Genomic DNA, 17086 nt, shown 5'->3' on the forward strand with positions numbered 1-17086 from the left:
CAATAGACGCTTCAAGCCAACAACCCAGCCAGCCCTGACGCCCTGATCACGCTACGCCCCACTGCCTCTTTCAGCACACCGTCCTGGCATACCGCCAGGCTGAGCCAGTGGCGTGCCCGGGTGATGCCGGTGTATACCAGCTCCCGGGTCAACACCGGGGTCAGGCGGTCCGGAATCACCAGGCAGGCGTGGGTAAATTCCGAGCCCTGGGACTTGTGCACGGTCATGGCGTAGACCGTTTCCATCGATTGCAAACGGCTGGGCGATATCCATCGGACACCTCCGCTACCGTCACTGGACGGAAAGGCGACCCTCAGGGTCTCAACCGGCTCACCCGCGTCGTTACGATCCCAGGGCACGCTGAGGGTGATACCGATATCGCCATTCATCAGGCCCAGATTATAGTCGTTTCCGGTGATCAGTACCGGACGACCGGCGTACCAGCCGTCGGTGCGCTCGATCAAACCGGCACTATGTAAACGCCCGGCAATGTCATGGTTCAGCCCTTCTACTCCAAACGGCCCCTGACGCAACGCGCAAAGCACCTTGAAGCGATTGAACGCCGCGAGCACCTCGGTTGCCCAGGCGTCCCATGATTCACGCCCATCCGCCTCGACGTCGATGACAGGTTTGCGGTCACGAATCAGCTTTAGATAGTGGCCGTAGCCAACCGGAGGATCAACCGGCGCAGTGCCAACCACGCGCTGCATGCCCTGGTTGTGGAAGCGTTCCGGGCTGCCCGTCAGGGCGTGATTTGCCAACCACCCCATGTCGTTCTCTCCAGTCAGCCAGGCCACATCCTCAAAGCCCTGGTTGCGGCATTGGCCGATCAATTCCCGGCCGAGCTGGCCCGCATTGGTGGCCGATGCCAGCACGCCGATACCGCTGTGTTCGTCAAACCTATAGCTCTTTCGCAGCATGGCAACCGCCTGGTCCAGGGCCAGGCCTTCGGAGTCCAGCAGCTCTGATGGCAATTGACATCCGGTCACCGCTTGCAGCCATTGCGCCGTTTGCGGCAGGTAGTGTGCGCCTTCGGCGCGCTGGCAGAGCTCCCCCAACACCGCACCAGCGTCCACCGACGCCAGTTGATCCTTGTCCCCCAGCATAATCAGCCTGGCCTTGTCGGGCAGGGCGGCAAAGACCGACGCCATCAGGTCCACATCCACCATGGACGCTTCATCAATCACCAGGATATCCAATGGCAACGGATTGTCCTCGTTGTGACGAAAACTCCGTGAACCCGGGCGACTGCCCAACAGCCGGTGTAATGTAGTGACCTGAGTTGGAATGGCGGATTTATCCGGTGCACCCGGCAGGCTTTCCAGCGGCAGACGGTCAACGGCACCCCCGATGGACTCACTGAGCCTTGCGGCCGCTTTTCCTGTTGGCGCCGACAGGCGGATGCGCAGGTAAGGGTTGGCACCGGCGGTCTCAGCCGATTCACAGGCCATCGACTGCAAAGCCGCCAGCAGGTTGACTACCGTGGTGGTTTTACCGGTGCCGGGACCGCCGGTAATGACACTGAAGCGGTTCCGTGCTGCCAGGGCACAGGCCACTTTTTGATAATCCGGCGGGCCATCGGAATCGTTTTCCGTGCCGAACAGGGTATCCAGTGCCGTTTTCAACGGCGCGGTATCCGTCAACGCCACACGGTTGTCGAGACGTGTCCGAATACCGGCGGCAATAGCCTGCTCATAGCGCCAGAATCGACGCAGGTACAGCCGCGAGCCATCCAATACCAGCGGTGCTGCCTGCTCGCCGTTGCTTACAGCGCAGCTTTGCCCCAGCATCCCAATCAGTTGGTCAGCGTCGACACTGGCAAACAGATCCGACGGCCTAGGGCTGTTTTCAGGTAGAGAACCGACGCCTTCCGGCGGCAGCACCAGCGTGGGTTCCGTGGCACGACAGAGATGACGCACATCCAGGCAAACGTGCCCCCGCCCCACCTGGTGTGACACCATCGCTGACAGCAGCGCAAGCATGGCCACCGGCTGCTCTCCCTGTTCACGGACCATCGTGCAAACAAACGTCGCGAAGGCATGATCGAGGGCACGAATCCAGTCGCGCTCCACCCACTCATCCAGCAGGGCCAGAGCGTCGGCAGCGGTTTGGGGCAACCGTGGTGCCGGTTCGGGCTCAACGGCGTCGAACAGGTCCGCAATGGTTCCGCTTTCTCCGGTCATGCTGCTTTCTCCCCCTGGCCGCTGAACAGCCGGTCCAGTTCCTCAATCAGGGCCCTGTCCGGTCGTTCGGTAAAAGCGCCGGCGCCCGGTGCATCGCAGCCACGCAGGAACAGGTAGACGGCACCTCCCATGTGGCTGTCGTAATCGTAGTCCGGCAGGCGCGCTTTCAACAGGCGGTGCAACGCCAGCAGGTAGATGACGTACTGCAGGTCATACCGTTTCTCAAGGATTTTGTCTTTCATCACGTCAGGGATATAGGCCTGATCGTCCTCCCCCAGGAAGTTCGACTTGTAGTCCAGCACGTAGTAGCGGCCTTCGTGTTCAAACACCAGGTCGATAAACCCTTTCAGCATGCCATTGAAGGTGGCTTGCTGAGCCTCGGGACGCGGATCACCACCCAGCGTATGCCGGCGGACCAGTCTGTCCATGGCGAGGGTGTTCACCTCATGGCTTTCAAACCAGAACTCCAGTTCCGGCCGAAAGGTTTCAAGGCCCGCCAGGGAGCATGTCCTGCTGCTGCCCGGAAGCGGGATGTCCATGGTGATCAGGGTGTAGATCCAGGTTTTCAGGGTGTCAGTCCAATCACTCCAGTTGCGTAACTGGCAGCGTCGCTCCAGCAGCTCGTGGAGATCCTCCGGCGCATCAGCCACCTTATGGAACCCCTCTCCAGCGCACCACTCCAGAATATCATGCAGGAAGGTGCCGGGGCCGGAGCCTTTCGGGAAAGCATGCTGGTTGACCGGTTGCGGCCCTTGCCAGTCGGGAATCATTGCGGCCAGGGTATCGGCCACAACGGGCTCGTCCTCGTCACGCAGGTTCTCCTGCTCCGCATCCTCACTGGCCGGTGCGAAGTCGTTCCCGTAGCCACCGCGGGCGCCATAGGTGATCGCGGAATAGCTTGCGATCCACCAGTTTTCCCGGGCTTCCCGCACTGGCTCCAGGGCGTTGCCAAGCTCCGGCTCCTCGTCGCCCGCGTAAACGTCGTCTCCTGGCTCAGGCATGGGCGCCACATCGATTGCGGGCTCGCCGGTGGCCACGGACTGCAGGAAGGGCATCAGGTCCGTGTCTTCATCGCTGGCAGAGCGGCCAATCAGGTGCCCCAGACCACTCTGCCGCCAGCCTTTGATGCCGCTGGCGCCAACCCAGGTGGCGTGACGGGATCGGGTCAGGGCAACGTAGAGTTTGCGAATATCCTCACCCAGTCGTTCGCGGTCGGCCCTTGCCAGGGTGTCTTCATCCGGCTCCAGGGAAATCTGCAGCCGGCCCTCGTCGTCGTGGTACTTGATAAACGACTGGTTCGGCTTTTCCTCGCGGAATTCGGTGGCAAACGGCAGGAACACCAACGGGTACTCCAGGCCTTTGGACTTGTGGACAGTAACCACCTTGACCAGCCCGGCATCACTTTCCAGGCGCATGGTGCGGTGTTCGTCCTCATCGTCGGAATCCTGCAACATCTCGGTGTAGTGGTGAATGAGCGCATGTTCGCCGTCCAGCTGCTGGCTGTCCTGCTGAAGCAGTTCGGCAATATGCAGAATGTCGGTCAGGCCGCGTTCGCCGTCAGGCCCGGACAGCAGCTTCGCCGGCACGTCATAGTCCATCAGCAGGCGCCGCAGCATCGGCAGTACGCCCTGTTGCTGCCAGAGTTCACGGTAGCCCTGAAAGCGGTTGATCTCGCGGTCCAGCGCATTTTCGTCACTGAACAGACGGTCCAGCTCCTGATAAGCCAGGCCCATGGTGGGCGTGGCGAGTGCCGCGCGAATCAGCGGAAGCTGGCCCGGTTCGGCGCAGGCCTGCAGCCACTGCAACATCTCCACCGACTGGACCGACTGCAGCACGGAATTACGGTCTGAGAGGTACACACTGCGAACGCCCCGGGCGCCCAATGATCGCCGGACGGCATTCGCCTCGTCACGTTTGTTGACCAGCACAGCAATGTGCTCCGGTCGCACGGGCTCAAACGGCGTGCCCTCGGCCCCAAAGCCCGCCTCGCCGCTCTGCCCCAGATTCAACAGGCGGGCAATCTCCGCCGCACAGGCCTCGGCCATGGCCTCCCTGCCGGTTTCCTTGGCGATAGGGCGCTCATCGGTCAGGGTCCAGAACGTCAGTGGTGGTCGCGGCTGCCCGTTAACAAGCCATTGCTGGCCGGTACCTTTGGCCTCCACGGGGCTGAAGGGCAACGGGTTGTCGTCCCCGGCTCGAAACAGGAAGGCCCCTTCGGGCAGGGACTGGTCGGCCTGGGCGAATACCCGGTTGACGCCGTCTACCATGGCGACAGCTGAGCGGTAGTTGGTCCCCAGCGTGTAGGTTCGGCTGCTGACCGCCCGACGGGCATCCAGATAGGTGTAGATATCAGCGCCACGGAAACCGTAAATCGCTTGTTTGGGGTCGCCAATCATCAACAGGCTGGTGTCCTGGTCGTTGCTGGCCACCCGGTATATACGGTCAAAAATCCGGTACTGCACCGGGTCGGTATCCTGGAATTCATCGATCATCGCCACCGGAAACTGCCGACGAATAGTGCCTGCCAGGCGTTCGCCCTGGGGGCCGCCCAACGCGGCATCCAGTCGCGTGAGCAGGTCGTCAAAGCCCATACTGGCCAGGCGCTGTTTTTCGCTGTCCAGGCGACGGGCGATCCAGCAGGCGGCATGGTTGAGAATGTCCGCTTTCGCCACCGGCATGGTTTTCAATGCCGGTTTGAGTTCGGTGATGGCGTCCATGGCAGGATGATGCGGAGGCTCATCCTCGCCGGTCCATTTTTCGGCAAACGCGTCCGCCTCCAGGGTATCGAAACCCTTGGTGCGCTTGCTCGACAAGAACTCATGCGGTTCAGCCGCATCGGTTGTGGCCCATTCTCGAAGGTGTTCCACGGCTTTTTGAAGGGAGTTTTTGGTGGTGCCATGCAGCGGTTTCGGCTTTCGCTTCGTGGTTTCCGCCAACAGCTCTTCCAGTTCGTCGCACCAGGCCGGCCAGGGGGCTTTCAGAGCCTGCAGTTCCACCTCCCGCAGGCGTTTCGCTTCCTCCGCAGCGGCCAGTGGGTCACGTTCCGGCACTGGCAGGGCATCAACGTGTGGCAACAGGTTGCGCACTGACTGGCGCAGGCTTTCCGGGGTTTTCCAGGTGTCCAGCACCTCCCCCATCAACTCCGGTGGCATGGGGTAGATAAAGGTACGCCAGTAATCCCTCACAACGTCATCCAGCAGGTCCGTCTGACTGGTCTCCAGGGTCTGACGGAACAGGCTGCCGCTGTCGAAGGCATGTTCGCTGAGCATGCGATTGCACCAGCCGTGGATGGTGGACACGGCAGCCTCGTCCATCCATTCCGCGGCCAACAGCAGTTTGCGGCGGCAGGCTGGCCAGTCGGTCGCTGGGCAGGCATTGCGCAGATTCACCAGTGGGTCTTTTGACATCGCCGCGGTGTCGACAGTGTCCGGTTCAGCCGCGAATAACGCCGCGGCTTCGGTCAGGCGGGCGCGAATCCGGTCCCGGAGTTCCTTGGTGGCGGCCTCAGTAAAGGTCACCACCAACAGGTTGGGCGGCATGATGCCCTCACCGAGGGGTTCTTCCACGGTGCGATGGCCCAGTACCAGGCGCACGTACAGCAGCGCCAGGGTAAAGGTCTTGCCGGTGCCGGCACTGGCCTCGATCAGCTGGCTGCCACGCAACGACAGTGTTAGGGGATCGAGCTTGCGGATCTCTTCCGTCATTTTGTCGACTCCTTTCCCGCACCGCCAGGCTTGGCCCGACCGGCCTGTTCGGCGTGCCAGAGTGGCTCATACAGTGCCGACACCAACAGCGGAAATTCGTCATCCGCCAGCAGTTGTTCTACCTCCGGATAGGCCCGGCGCAGGTAACCACTGTCGCGCTCCAGAGCCTTGCCGTAGGCGTCCGTCGCCTTCAGCAGTGCTTTGTCTTCACTGCCCTCGCCCCTGGCGGGATAAAGGCCCCGCAAATAGCCGAAGGCCGCACCCGACTCTATCGGCAGCGGCCGCGTCTGACCCTGAATCCAGTAGCCCAGGATGCCGGCCAGGTATTCCCTGGCCTGGTCGGTGTCCAGAGGCAACAGGTTGACGACACGCTTTTCCTCTTTGGCGATCACCAGGGTGTGGAAAGCGTCGTAACGAATATTACCTGCCAGGTGTGCCACCCAGTGTTCCAAGAGGGCCGGGAACTTTAGCTGGCGAGCGCTTCCGGCCCCTTCCAGCAAATTGCTACTGGCGATCACCACCCGGCAGAGGTCACCGCCCGGGCGGGTACGCAGGTTGCCCAGCCTGTCGTTAACAGTGACCGCCGCGTCGCCATGCTCATGGCGGTACTCAAAGCCTGAGATATCTTCCACCGGCTCAGGCCAGAGCGCCACGGCCTCCTGATAACGCCGGTACAGGTCTGGCATGCGGCTTTCCAACTGCCGGGTCAGGGCGGTTTCGGTCACTCCCATGCCCAACTCACCTCGCCGGGCCATACTCGCCAGGGCAGCCTCCAGCCGCTGATGCAGTTCGTCCTCGGTGCCCGATTTCATCACCGCATGACGGATCAATTCGTCCTCCAGGCGCCAGTGGTGCAAGCCGTCCATGGCGAATGCCTCGTTGTCGGTGTCCAGACTCTCCACATCGGTAAACCGGACCTGCAGCCGGCGCTGGTAAAAGGTGTCCACTGGTCGCTTGAGGAAAGCGCCAATATCAGCAATCGTCAGTGGCTCCGCCGGAGGCAGGAAAGGCAGTTCGACGCCCACCACATCGGTTTCCCGTTGCTGGTGCGCACTGAGCCATTCACTGTCATAGGTGAACAGGCGCCGCGTTGCCAGCACTGCGTTCACGTCGGGCGAGCCATTGTGCCCGGCTCCGCGATTTCCGGCGGGAAAATACTCACGGCTGAACGGCTGCAGCGGGTGTTTGATCGTCAGGGCCGGAGAGGCTTTTCGGTCCGACTCCTCCACCTGCCACACCGCATCAAGATGGTCACAGAGCTGGCTGACCAGTACGGAGGGTGGCCGTTCCGAGTCATCACGGATGCTGCGCCCTACCCAACTGATGTAAAGCTGCTCCCGCGCGGAGAGCAATGCCTCCAGAAACAGGTAGCGGTCGTCCTCCCGGCGGGAACGGTCGCCCGGCCGGTAATCCACGGCCATCAGGTCAAAATCCACCGGCGGTCGCGAGCGCGGGTAGTCACCGTCGTTCATGCCCAACAGGCACACCCGCCGAAAGGGGATGGCGCGCATGGGCATCAGGGTTGCAAAATTGACCTTGCCGGCCAGGAAGCGCTGATTGAGGCCGCCTTCTTCCAACCCTTCCAGCAGAATTTCCCGCACGATGCTCAGAGGCAGTTCCACGTCTTCCATGCCGGCACTGTTGCAGTCCTGGAGCCACTGCTCTGCCTGTCGGCGTAGCCGGTTCACCAGCAGCAGATCGTCGTCAGACAGTTCAGCGAAGAAGCGTTCGAGGATGGACTGCAGCCGATCGAGCCAGCCGGCAGGCGTTGCAGTGGACCTGAGTTCGTGCCAGAGCTCTTCCAGCCGATCCACAAAGCGGTAGAGATTGCCCGCCACACCCGCCTGCAGGCCGCCAATTTCCTCGAACGGTTCGATGCCCTGCCAGGGATCGTCGCGGCCAGCGCCATAGCCCAACAGCATCCGCCGCAGCCCCGCCTGCCAGGTGTTGCGTTCCAGTCCCTCAGGCAAGTCGAGACTGCTGCGATGTTCGCTGTGCAGGCCCCAGCGGATGTTGGCGCCGTCCACCCATTGGCGTACCAATGGAAGGTCGCCCTCGGCGATACCGAACCGGCTGCGTACGGCCGGCACTTCCAGCAGGCTGATGATCTCGCTGACGCCAAAACGGCTTTCGGGCAGCGCCATCAACGTGTCCAGTGCAATCAGCACCGGCTGACGATGCCGCTGGCCCTGGTCGGAAATGGTGAACGGGATGTAGCGCCGGGACGACGACGGGTAACGGCCAAACACCGCCTGGATGTGAGGTGCGTAGGTGTCGACGTCTGGCACCATGACGATCACGTCGCGGGGCCGAAGCTGCGGGTTGCTGTTGAATGCCGCCAGCAACTGGTCGTGAAGAATCTCCACTTCCCGTTGCGGGCTGTGGGCATTGTGAAACACCACGGAATCGTCCTGGAACGGATCGAGGGTCCGTGCCTGCCCCAGCATCTCTGCCTGGGAAGTGAGCGAACGAATGTCGTTCTGGATCTGGTGCAACAGCGCAGGCTTATCCGGATCTCCGTGGGGCGTGAAAATATCGATCCGGCCCTCCGGAGTTGCCACGCGGCCCTGGTACGCCTCGGGGTTGTCGAACTCGTCCAGCAGGCGAATGTAGTCCCGCCCCTGTTTGCCCCAGGCCGCCAGCAGGGGGTTGGCGTGCTGGTGGAGGGCATCAGGGTCGGTCAGTGCCGCCAGTTCCGGGTGGGTCTTGCCGCGCTTGCGGTCCGCCGTCAGCAGGTCACGGTCGCTGATGATGTCGGCCCAGTAAAATTCGCTGGGATTATGGACACAGAGCACCACCTGGCTGACCCGGCTGAGAACGGACAGGGCTTCCAGCGCCTGCTTCGGCAGGGATGACACACCGAAGACCACAATACGACGGGGCAGGTTTGGAGGCCGGTCTGCGGCTGTCAGTGCCTGCCCTTGCGCCATGAACCGGGTGTGAATGCGTGAACGGCTGGTACCCGCGAGTTCGCCCACATCGGCCACCAGCCTGCGCCACAGTACCGCCTGCCAGCGCAGCTCATCGCCCAGCTCACGGTATTCGCCGCGCGCCATCCGCAGCCGGTCATGGCCGGCTTCCCAATCCGCCAGCCAATCGGCGCGGAAAACCTGATACTGGTCGAACAGGTCCGCAATCTTGCCGGCGAGCTGGTAGCGTCGGGTTTCAGTATCCGTTCCGGCCATGAATCGTCGCAACGGCGCAAACACGTCGTCGTCCGCGATCAACTCCGGCAGTAGTCGGAACAGGCGCCAGACCAGTCGGGACTTATCAAACGGGGACTGTTCCGGTACGCCCTCCGAGGTCAGTACCGCACGGTAGGCCTGCCAGATAAAGCGGGCGGGAAACAGAAAATCCATGCCGGCCGCAATCCCCAGGCCGCCGACCCCGACATCAGCACCCTCCTCGGACGGGTCTTCAGCCAGTGCCAGCTTGAGCCATTGGGCAATACCATTGCTCTGCACAAGAAAGGTTTCACTTTCCAGCGGTGGCAGGGGGCTTTGCCGGCTGATCCAGACCACAGCCCGGCGCAGGTCTTCCAGATGATTCGCGTGGATGGCGTGAAAGCCGGGCTCGATGGATGGCGTTACTGGCATACCTGCCCTGTGTGTTGTTTCCGGTAAGAAACAAAAGCCTACCACAACTTGCATGGGCGACCGGAACGCGTCGCTTTCGGCCCCAGGTAAATTCGCCAATTTCTTGCGAAATCGGGATTGTTTTGCCAGTCTAAATAAATGTAACAGATCATTTCAGCAAAAAAATAAGCGGAGACAACGCGATGAGCACCATGAGCAAGTTCAAGAAACTGGCCGGATTTTCTGCGTTTGCCTTTGCCGCAATGACAGCGGCGAATTCGGTGAATGCTGCCAACTGGCGCTATGCGCACGAAGAATATGAAGGTGATGTCCAGGACGTATTCGCTTACGACTTCAAGGAATACATCGAAGACAACTCCGACCACACCTTGCAGATTTATCGTTTTGGTGAGCTCGGCGAATCCGACGACATCATGGAGCAGACCCAGGCTGGCATCCTTAACTTCGTCAACCAGTCTCCCGGCTTCACCGGCTCGCTGATTCCGGAAGCGCAAATTTTCTTCATTCCTTACCTGATGCCGACCGACATGGACACGGTGATCAAGTTCTTCCGTGAAAGTGAGGCGATCAACGAGGACTTCCCGGAGCTGTATGCCCAGAATGGTCTGGAGCTTCTGCAGATGTACCCGGAAGGCGAAATGGTTGTAACGGTGGACGAGCCCGTCAGCAAACCGGAAGACTTCAACAACAAGAAGATCCGTGTCATGACCAACCCGCTGCTGTCGGAAACCTATTCAGCGTTTGGTGCAACCCCCACGCCGCTGCCCTGGGGTGAAGTTTACGGTGCCCTGCAGACCAACATGATCCAGGGTCAGGAGAACCCGATTTTCTGGATCGAATCCGGCGGTCTTTATGAAGTTTCCCCGAACCTGGTCTTCACCAGTCACGGCTGGTTCACCACTGCCATGATGGCCAACAAGAACTTCTACGACGGCCTGTCCGACGAAGACAAGAAGCTTGTTGAGGACGCTGCGGATTACGCGTTCGAGAAAATCATCGTTCACATCGATGGTCTCGCTGAAGAAGCCCTTGAGAAGATCCAGAAAGCCAGCGACGAAGTCACCGTCACTCGCCTGAACGACGAACAGATCGAAGCCTTCAAGGCCCGCGCGCCGCAGGTTGAAGAGAAGTTCATCGAGATGACTGGCGAAAGCGGTAAAGAACTGCTGAACCAGTTCAAGGAAGACCTCAAGGAAGTTCAGAGCAACTGATCCTGAAGGAACCATTCCCGCCGGCCCTGCCCGGCGGGAATCTGTTTTAACCCCGCCCCGCCGGGGACCTCCTGCCGGCTGGGAGCGATATGTTCTGGAGCAACCCCCCATGTCCGAGAACTCCCCGGATCTAGAAGACGATACCGGCACCTACGAGTCCGGCCTGCCCGGGTTTCTGGGAACCATTGATGAAGTTATTGCTAAAACTGAGGCCGTGATGCTCGCGGTTGGCGTCATCCTTATGGCCGTCAACACATGCATCAACGTTATTGCACGCTTTGTCTTTGGAGAAGGCCTGTTTTTCTCCGGCGAGATTAACCGGATTCTTATTATCCTGATTACGTTTGCCGGCATCGGCTACGCGGCCCGCCATGGCCGCCATATCCGCATGTCTGCGGTTTATGATGCGATCCCGCCAAAAGGGCGCAAAGTACTGATGATTTTCATCGCCCTGTTTACCTCTTTGGTAATGTTCTTCCTCTGCTACCACTCCTATGGATACGTCGAGACCCTTTACAGCCGTGGGCGAATTCTCCCTGCGTTGGGCTTTGAGATCTGGTGGATTTACGTTTGGGCGCCAGTGGGCTTTGCGATTACCGGCATTCAGTATTTCCTCACAGCGATCAAGAATCTCACCAGCAAGGATGTTTATCTCTCCACTGGTGTGATCGACGGCTACTCTGATAGTGAGTCGGAAGTCTGAACCTGCAGCTGCTTTAACAAAGGATAGAAACTCATGGCGACTATAATGATGGTAATCATGATCGGGCTGCTGCTCCTGGGCTTCCCGATGATGGTTCCGCTGATTACCGGTGCGGTGGTCGGTTTTGTAATGATGTTTGATGGCTTCGGCCAGATGGGCACGTTCGTCCAGCAAATGATGGGAGGTATCCGTCCAGCCTCTTTGATTGCTGTGCCCATGTTCATTCTGGCGGCTGATATCATGACTCGCGGGCAGTCCGCCGACCGCCTTATCCATATGGTGATGGCCTTTATCGGGCACATCAAAGGCGGGCTGGCGATCAGTACAGCCACCTCGTGTACCCTCTTTGGTGCGGTATCCGGCTCCACCCAGGCGACGGTTGTGGCTGTTGGTTCTCCCTTGCGTCCCAAACTGCTTAAAGCGGGCTATTCCGACTCGTTCTCCCTGGCGCTGATCATCAATTCCAGTGACATTGCCTTTTTGATCCCCCCCAGTATCGGCTTCATTATCTACGGGGTTATTTCCGGAACCTCCATTGCCGAACTGTTCATTGCAGGCATCGGCCCGGGCGTCATGATTCTGATGATGTTTTCAATCTACTGCCTGATCTATGCATACATTAACAAGGTCCCCACCGAGGAAAGGGCCGGCTGGAGAGAACGGGGGGTCGCCGTCCGCGAAGCACTATGGCCTCTTTTCTTCCCGGTCATCATTGTTGGTGGTATCTACGGCGGTATTTTCAGCCCTACGGAGGCCGCCGCTGTGTGCGTGCTGTACGCCTTCTTACTCGAATTCGTGGTGTTCCGCTCGCTGAAATTGCCGGATATCTATCGGATTGCCAAGTCCACCGGCCTGATTACCGCTGTGGTTTTCATACTGGTTGCCGTGGGCAACGGCTTTTCCTGGATTATCTCGTTTGCACAGATTCCACAAACAATACTGGAAGCAGTTGGCGTCAATGAAGCCGGCCCGGTAGGTGTCCTGATTGCGATCTGTATCGCCTTCTTTGTTGCCTGCATGTTTGTTGACCCGATCGTGGTGATACTGGTGCTGACGCCGATCTTTGCACCGGCGATCGAAGCCACCGGTCTGGACCCAGTGCTCGTCGGGGTTCTGATTACACTGCAGGTCGCCATAGGCTCTGCAACGCCACCCTTTGGTTGTGACATATTCACCGCCATCGCCATATTCAAGCGCCCATACTGGGAAGTAATCCGTGGTACGCCACCGTTCGTCTTTATGCTGGTGGCAGCGGCCGGGCTGATCATCGCCTTCCCGCAAATTGCGCTGTTCCTTCGTGACGTTGCGTTCCGCTGAGGGATATAGAGACCGGACTTCAGGGAGAGTGAAATGTTCAAGAAAATTCTGGTGGCCGTTGACGGTTCCAAGTCATCCTTCAAGGCCATGGACAAGGCCATTGAGCTACAAAAACTCATGGACACCGAGATCTATCTGATCTGTGTTTACAAGCATCACAGCCTGTTTGAGGCATCTCTGTCGATTGGCCGGCCGGATAGCATGGATATCCCTGACAAGGTGCTATCGGAATACGCCAAGGAGATCGTCAACCATGCCAAGGAAAAGGCCAAGGAAAAGGGGGCGGTAAAGGTTCGGGGCTTTGTTAAAGCCGGCCGTCCTTCCAGCGTGATCGTCAAGTTTGCCAAGGACAAGGAAGTAGACCTGATTGTGGTCGGTACCCGGGGCACTCACAGCGATAAAGAGGGTATGCTGCTTGGCAGCGTGTCCCACCGCGTCGCTTCCAAGGCGAAATGTCCAGTGCTGGTAGTTTAACGACAACTGTTTAAGGAAGAACTATGACCACTATCGTAGATTCGCTGAACTCCATTCTGTGGGGCTACGTTCTGGTCTACGGCCTGCTGGGCGTTGGTGTCTTTTTCACCATCCGTCTGGGTTTTCTGCAATTCCTCAATTTTGGGGAAATGATCCGCGCCATTCGTGGCTCCCGTGACAGCGATGTCCACGGTATATCGCCGTTCCAGGCCCTATGCACCAGCCTTGCCTCTCGCGTGGGCACCGGCAACCTCGCCGGTGTCGCGGTGGCCCTGTATCTTGGCGGTGCTGGCGCCATCTTCTGGATGTGGATGGTCGCCCTGGTCGGCATGGCAACCGGCTACGCGGAGAGCACGCTGGCACAGCTCTACAAGGTACGTGATGGCAAAGGCCAGTATCGGGGTGGGCCTGCGGTCTACATAACCAAGGGCCTGAAGGCGCCGTGGGCGGGCAGTATTTTTGCCGTCTGCCTGATCCTGTCCTTCGGACTGGTCTTCAACGCTGTTCAGGCAAATTCCATTGCCGATGCCATGCAGGGTGCCTTTGGAGTGCCCAAGATTTGGGTTGGCATTGTGATCGCTGTTCTCGCGGGCATTGTCATCTTTGGTGGCCTGCGCTCCATCGTCCGGTTCGCAGAACTGGTAGTGCCGCTGATGGCGGGTCTCTATGTGCTTATTGCTCTGGTGATTATGGCCATTAACATCACTGAAGTGCCGGGCGTGCTGATGACCATCGTAAAGAGCGCCTTCGGGCTGGAAGAAGCCGCCGGCGGCGCAGCGGGTTCCATTACCGCCGCCATGCTCAATGGTATCAAGCGCGGGCTGTTCTCCAACGAGGCCGGCATGGGCTCGGCGCCCAACATTGCGGCAACGGCCACACCAGCGCCCCACCACCCGTCATCCCAGGGATTGGTGCAGGCGTTTGGCGTGTTTGTCGACACCATCATTATCTGCACCGCAACAGCAGTGATGATTTTGCTCTCCGGCGTCATGGAACCGGGCTCCGGCATTACCGGAACCCAGCTTACCCAGGATGCCATGCAAAGCCACATTGGCGAGTCTGGCGCCTATTTCATCGCCATTGCCATCCTGTTCTTTGCATTCACGTCCATTGTCGCCAACTACACCTACGCAGAGAATGCCCTGATTCACCTTGGCGGTGACAGTACCATCGCCATTACACTGCTTCGCTCTGCCGTCCTGGGGATGGTTGTATGGGGCAGTTACGAGGCGGTGGTGACTGTTTTCAACGCCGCTGACGCATCCATGGGTCTGATGGCAACCATCAACCTGATTGCCATTGTCATGCTTTCAGGTACGGTGGTGAAGCTGACAAAAGACTATCTTGCCCAGCGCAAACAGGGCGAGGTACCCCACTTCAAATCAAAAGACTACCCTGAGCTGCACGAAAAGATCGACGGCAACATCTGGCATTAGTACCCGTTCCGGCGCCTATGAAATTTCTACCCGGTCCCTGCCCGCCTCCTTGGCGCGGTAAAGGGCCCGGTCGGCAAGTCCCAGCAAGCTGTCTGGGGAGTCGCTGCACTCGGGCCAGCTGGACACCCCCACCGATATGGTTACGTGGCCCAACTCAAAGCCACCATGTTCCACCGGCATGGCACGGACGGCATGGGCCAGTTCTCGCGCCTTATCGTAAGCGGCTTTTGCGGTGGAGCCGGCCATGATGATGACAAACTCCTCGCCTCCAAAACGACAGACCACATCGCTGTCGCGGAAATGCCGCGCCAACACACCGGCCACGGCTTTCAGAGCGGAATCGCCGGCTTCGTGGCCATGAGTGTCGTTAAAGCGTTTGAAATGATCGATATCCACCATCAGCAGTGACAGCGGCTGGTCACCACGCAAGGCCACCGCCGACTCGTGCTCCAGAAGCTGATCAAAATAACGGCGATTCTTCAGGCCGGTGAGCGCATCCTCATACGAGTATTTCTGCAGTTCCTCCCGCAAGCTGATGCTTGAGAGCGCGATACCGATTTTCTGCACCCCCTGACTTAACGTCTGGAACAAGCGGGCCACGCCGTAATCCGTGCCGTCAGCCGCAAACTCGTCCGGCACTTCCACAAACAACAGCGCCATTGTCACCGCCCCCTCGGTTGCCGATTGCAAGTTAATCCACAGGCACAATGACTCATCCTCGCCCTTCTGCCACCCGGACCAGGACTGATCCAGGTCCTGAACATGGCGGGCCGGTATCTGGCTATGGGGCGGCGGGCCCTCAGGAGTTTCGATGCGCAATGGTGATTCCGGTTCCCCGGCATACCCCCAGCGAGTCAACAGTTCATAGGCGCTGCCGTTTTCCACACGCTGATATAGCCTTCCCCGCAGAGGGCTGCACAGGTCAGGAAGTCGTCGCGCCAGGATATGGAACGTCTGGTTGAGGCTGATGCAATCCTGCAGCTCCCCGTTGATGTCGTTCAGAACACGGGTTTTTTCATTCTCGAACGTGAGCAGCCTCACCCTGGCCTGCTCACGGCGAGCCAACGATTCCGCCTTCTGGGTTCGCTCTGTTACCTGCTGCTCCAGCGACAGGTTCAACCGATGGAGCGCCTGTTGGGTTCGTGCATAATGCCAGAGGGAAATCATCACTACGGCCAGCGAGAAGACCAGCGTTCCCCAACTGACCGGTACCCGCCCCCAGGGCAGGACGCCGTGGGCAACGGCCATATCCACCACCAACAGGCTGCAGAACACGCCATAAGCGGCGAGGATGATCTGCTGTTCAATCTTCAGTTGTCTGAACCGCTTTACGACAACGACCGTGACGGTTGCTAGGGACGCTAACAGCAGCGCATCAAACGGCGGGTACGTTGATGACAGGTCAACCACACCCATTAATGCCAGCCCTATCGCCACCACCGCGTAGACAAGGTGAATCTTCCAGACCAGATTAATCAACCAGGGCCGGCGATCACTGAACCACTGCTCCAGCAACAATGCCATGGCCACCGGCAGCATGTAGTAGGAACCAGCGGCCAGATAGTCCCACATCATCGGCAGGTTCCAGATCAACTGACTGGCCTGGCTGTCGGACAGAAGCAGAACAGCGGACGACAAAGAGAACAGGGCAATGCTGCCGAAACTCTTCTTTTCCGTTTGCAACAGGGCAAAGATCATCGCTAGCAGGGCAATCAGGGCTGAAAAGCCGGAAATGACCAGGGCTTCGAGGGAGTTTTTCACGATAAACAGGGTCAGGGCCGGCTGCTCCATAATGGAGACTTCACCCCACAGACCAATGTCGGTGTAATCAGAGAAAATGCGAAAGTAGATCGGCGTACCCGCAAACTCTTCAGGCAGCGGAATCGCGTGCCAGGGCCAACCTTCAAAACGCCCCCGGCCCTGATCATCAAACCTGCCGTACTGGTAGATGTTCTCGCCGTCGAGCCAGACCTGGACAATCAGATCGACACTGTAGATATACAGAACCGGCTCCTGCCACTCGCCCTCCGGAAGGGTGATGCGATACCACACATGTTCTTGTCCGTTGCGACCAGGCGGGTTGGATGGAAAGCTGATAGCGTTCCATTGCCAGGGGGCCTGGCCCAGAGTCCACTCCGGCACCCCCTCCTCGGTCAATGGAGAATCGCCCCACCGATATTCCCATCCCTCGTCCAGGTCCACTGCCGCATACGCCGCCGAAGGCACCAAAAAGCTCAAAGCGATCAGGAGCATCAGCCTTACGGCGTTTAGGGAGTACAACATCTGCATACAGTGGGCTTGCCTGTCGCCAAATAGTACAGTAGTGCAATTATACAACATCTATGGAGTTAAACTCGCTCAGGCGCGCAATAAACACAAGTACTAACCGCTCCTTTATACAACGATTTCAGCGCCGTTCGCCTATCCCCTGTCACAAAACCGTCCAGCGCTGGAAATGGGTT

The 17086-nt window shown here is 59.2% G+C and carries 9 protein-coding genes; 5 read left to right on the forward strand and 4 right to left on the reverse strand.

The window, feature by feature from the left end:
- Positions 1-11 precede the first annotated feature (11 nt).
- Genes recD through recC form a run of 3 tightly spaced genes read right to left on the reverse strand, consistent with a single transcriptional unit; the run spans position 12 to position 9483 of the window.
- Positions 12-2183: an exodeoxyribonuclease V subunit alpha gene (recD, locus tag B2590_RS17635; RefSeq protein WP_127402311.1), complete on the reverse strand. Its 2172-nt coding sequence runs from the start codon at positions 2181-2183 to the stop codon at positions 12-14.
- On the reverse strand, positions 2180-5887 hold the full coding sequence (recB, locus tag B2590_RS17640) for an exodeoxyribonuclease V subunit beta (RefSeq protein WP_127402312.1): 3708 nt from the start codon (positions 5885-5887) through the stop codon (positions 2180-2182). The genes recD and recB overlap by 4 nt, the downstream gene beginning before the upstream one ends.
- Positions 5884-9483, reverse strand: coding sequence for an exodeoxyribonuclease V subunit gamma (recC, locus tag B2590_RS17645; RefSeq protein ID WP_127402313.1), 3600 nt, complete (start codon positions 9481-9483; stop codon positions 5884-5886). Before recC ends, recB begins: the two co-directional genes overlap by 4 nt.
- A 182-nt stretch (positions 9484-9665) precedes the next feature.
- Between recC and dctP the strand changes: the two genes are divergently transcribed.
- From dctP to B2590_RS17670, 5 genes are all read left to right on the forward strand, one after another.
- Entirely contained in the window at positions 9666-10694 is a 1029-nt protein-coding gene (gene dctP / locus B2590_RS17650; protein ID WP_075195426.1) for a TRAP transporter substrate-binding protein DctP, read from the forward strand.
- A 109-nt stretch (positions 10695-10803) separates the two neighbouring features.
- On the forward strand, positions 10804-11397 hold the full coding sequence (locus tag B2590_RS17655) for a TRAP transporter small permease (protein WP_036202413.1): 594 nt from the start codon (positions 10804-10806) through the stop codon (positions 11395-11397).
- A gap of 33 nt (positions 11398-11430) precedes the next feature.
- A complete protein-coding gene (locus B2590_RS17660; protein WP_075195427.1) occupies positions 11431-12714 on the forward strand; it encodes a TRAP transporter large permease in 1284 nt (427 codons plus the stop codon).
- A gap of 33 nt (positions 12715-12747) precedes the next feature.
- A complete protein-coding gene (locus B2590_RS17665) occupies positions 12748-13188 on the forward strand; it encodes a universal stress protein (protein ID WP_041333611.1) in 441 nt (146 codons plus the stop codon).
- Positions 13189-13211: 23 nt separating this feature from the next.
- On the forward strand, positions 13212-14624 hold the full coding sequence (locus tag B2590_RS17670) for an alanine/glycine:cation symporter family protein (RefSeq protein WP_075195428.1): 1413 nt from the start codon (positions 13212-13214) through the stop codon (positions 14622-14624).
- 15 nt (positions 14625-14639) lie between these two features.
- Here the strand turns inward: B2590_RS17670 and B2590_RS17675 are convergent, their stop codons facing one another.
- A complete protein-coding gene (locus B2590_RS17675; RefSeq protein ID WP_127402314.1) occupies positions 14640-16913 on the reverse strand; it encodes a sensor domain-containing diguanylate cyclase in 2274 nt (757 codons plus the stop codon).
- Between the last annotated feature and the right edge of the window lie 173 nt (positions 16914-17086).

The organism is Marinobacter sp. UBA3604 (assembly GCF_002375325.1).
GTDB classification, from domain to species: Bacteria; Pseudomonadota; Gammaproteobacteria; order Pseudomonadales; family Oleiphilaceae; genus Marinobacter; species Marinobacter salarius.

Excerpts from the sequence above, each read along its gene's own strand:
- B2590_RS17665 (WP_041333611.1), top strand. The coding sequence starts at position 12,748 with ATGTTCAAGAAAATTCTGGTGGCCGTTGACGGTTCCAAGTCATCCTTC.
- B2590_RS17655 (WP_036202413.1), top strand. The coding sequence starts at position 10,804 with ATGTCCGAGAACTCCCCGGATCTAGAAGACGATACCGGCACCTACGAG.
- recB (WP_127402312.1), bottom strand. The coding sequence starts at position 5,887 with ATGACGGAAGAGATCCGCAAGCTCGATCCCCTAACACTGTCGTTGCGT.
- recD (WP_127402311.1), bottom strand. The coding sequence starts at position 2,183 with ATGACCGGAGAAAGCGGAACCATTGCGGACCTGTTCGACGCCGTTGAG.
- B2590_RS17670 (WP_075195428.1), top strand. The coding sequence starts at position 13,212 with ATGACCACTATCGTAGATTCGCTGAACTCCATTCTGTGGGGCTACGTT.
- dctP (WP_075195426.1), top strand. The coding sequence starts at position 9,666 with ATGAGCACCATGAGCAAGTTCAAGAAACTGGCCGGATTTTCTGCGTTT.
- recC (WP_127402313.1), bottom strand. The coding sequence starts at position 9,483 with ATGCCAGTAACGCCATCCATCGAGCCCGGCTTTCACGCCATCCACGCG.
- B2590_RS17675 (WP_127402314.1), bottom strand. The coding sequence starts at position 16,913 with ATGCAGATGTTGTACTCCCTAAACGCCGTAAGGCTGATGCTCCTGATC.
- B2590_RS17660 (WP_075195427.1), top strand. The coding sequence starts at position 11,431 with ATGGCGACTATAATGATGGTAATCATGATCGGGCTGCTGCTCCTGGGC.